Source organism: Terriglobales bacterium (assembly GCA_035937135.1).
Taxonomy (GTDB): Bacteria; Acidobacteriota; Terriglobia; order Terriglobales; family Acidobacteriaceae; genus DASYVL01.
The window spans coordinates 1-1,974 of record DASYVL010000020.1 but is presented as its reverse complement, the minus strand read 5'-3'; the positions used below and the strand labels follow the sequence as shown (position 1 = coordinate 1,974).

The 1,974-nt window shown below is 66.1% G+C and carries 1 protein-coding gene; it reads right to left on the bottom strand.

Annotated elements, in window-relative coordinates:
• A partial coding sequence (locus tag VGQ94_00875) for a protein kinase (GenBank protein ID HEV2021060.1) occupies positions 1-1,974 on the bottom strand: 1,974 nt, incomplete at both ends.

Sequence of the window (1,974 nt, the reverse complement as noted above, 5' to 3'; positions counted from 1 at the left end):
GGCGTCTGCAGGAACGGCCGTGGCTTCCGGTCGCCGGTCAGCGGCAGCAGCCAGATGTCGCCGCGGGATTCTGATTCGTAGTTGGTGTACGCCAGCAGCCTGCCGTCCGGTGAGAAGGAGCTCAGATGGATGTGAAAGCCGGTGGAGGCCAGCTTCTCTTCCGTGCCGCTGCCGTCTGCGTTCTTCCACAGAATGGCGCGCGGCTCGTTGCCGATGCTGGAACTGTATGCCACGTGCTTGCCGTCCGGCGACCACACTGGCGACTCGTCCTCGCCTGGCTGGAAGGTCAACCGCGTCAAGGTTCCGCGTCCCAGGTCGTATACCCATATGTCGTCGCTCGGAGGCAGGACGTGCACCGCGATCTTCTTCCCATCGGGAGAAAGGCTGGGCTCCTCGAAGGCGCCGGCGGCAACTCCCACCGTCCGCGCCGTCCCTTTGCGGTCCACCCACACCAGTTCGCGCTGCGACTCCGTGCCTTTGCCGGCCACATACAGCAGCGTTCCTTCCGGTGAGAAGACCACTTCCGCGTTGCCGCTCGCCCGGTTCACGAAAACGTCCTCCAGCACCGGCGCCGGCGACCCGGTCACTTCCATCCGGTCCAGGTCGAATGGAACCGCCACCAGCATCCCGGTGCGCGCATAGACGATGTGCCCGGTAGGCGAGTAATGCGGCTGCGAGCCGCCTTCGATCAAAGTGCGCCACTTCCCCGTTTTCAAAGACAGCACGGCAATCCGGGCCGTGTCCCAGTCAACCGAAACCTGGATCGAGAACAGAATCTCTTTGCCTCCCGGCAGGAACTCCGGCCAGCGGTGGCTGACTTCCTTTTGGCTTGCATCGACTTGAGTGAGCTCCTCCGCCTTACCTCCGCTCGCTGGCACGCGACGCAGGCCGCTGTTTACCCCAACGCCGAAGACGATGGTGTCGTCGGGGCCCCAACTTGCTCCGCGCCCCGTAAAAACGGTGTCACAGATGATCAGCGGCGCCCCGCCCGAGACGGCTACTTTCTTCAGCTTCCCGCCCGCAAAGAAGGCCACCCACTTCCCGTCCGGAGAAAAGAACGGGTTCAGTGCGTCATCGCTCCCGGGGATGGGAGTTGCCTCCAGTTCGCTGATGGAGCGCAGGTAGAGCCGCCCGCCAACGCTGGCCTGGCTGGCGCGGTACACGAAGTATCGGCCGTCAGGCGAAACCGCCACCGAGTTGGTGAGCCCGGCGTACGGCACCGCGGAGGAGGGTAAGGTGATGACGAAGCGCTTCACTACCCCGGGCTCTGGTTTGCTCGTGTGCCGCACGTAGCTCACTCCCAGCAACCCTGCGGCCAGTGCCATCATCCCCGCAACTGCCCACGCCAGCCACTCGCGATGCCTGCGGTGCGCCACCACCGGAGGCGCGACGCCCGCCTGCGAGCCGGACTCCGCGATCCAGCGCAACTGCAGCTTCACGTCGTGCGCCGTCTGGAAGCGCTCTTCCGGGTCCTTCGCCAGGCAGGTCTTCACCACATGTTCAAGCGCCGGGGGCGTCATGGGCTGCACCCGGCTGATGGGCTCCGGCTCTTTCTCCAGGATGGCGCTGGCGATGCTGATCTGGCTCTTTCCCTCGAAGGCCCGTTTGCCCGTCGCCATCTCGTAGAGCACGGCGCCCAGGGCGAAGATGTCGGAGCGCGCGTCCGCCTCCCGCCCCTCCACCTGCTCCGGGCTCATGTACTGGAAAGTGCCGATCACAGTGCCCTCGCGCGTCACCGGGCTGGCGGGCGAAGCTTGCGTGGCGATGCCGCTGAAGGCTGAGCCGGAGGCGGCCAGCCCCTGCGGCTTGGCCAAGCCGAAGTCCAGCAGCTTCGCTCCCGACTTGGTCAGCACGATGTTCCCCGGCTTCAGGTCGCGGTGGACGATGCCCTGGCGGTGGGCGCGCTCCAGCGCGTCCGCCATCTCGATCCCGATGCGCAGCGTCTCGGCGACGGGCAGCGCTCCTTTGGTCAGC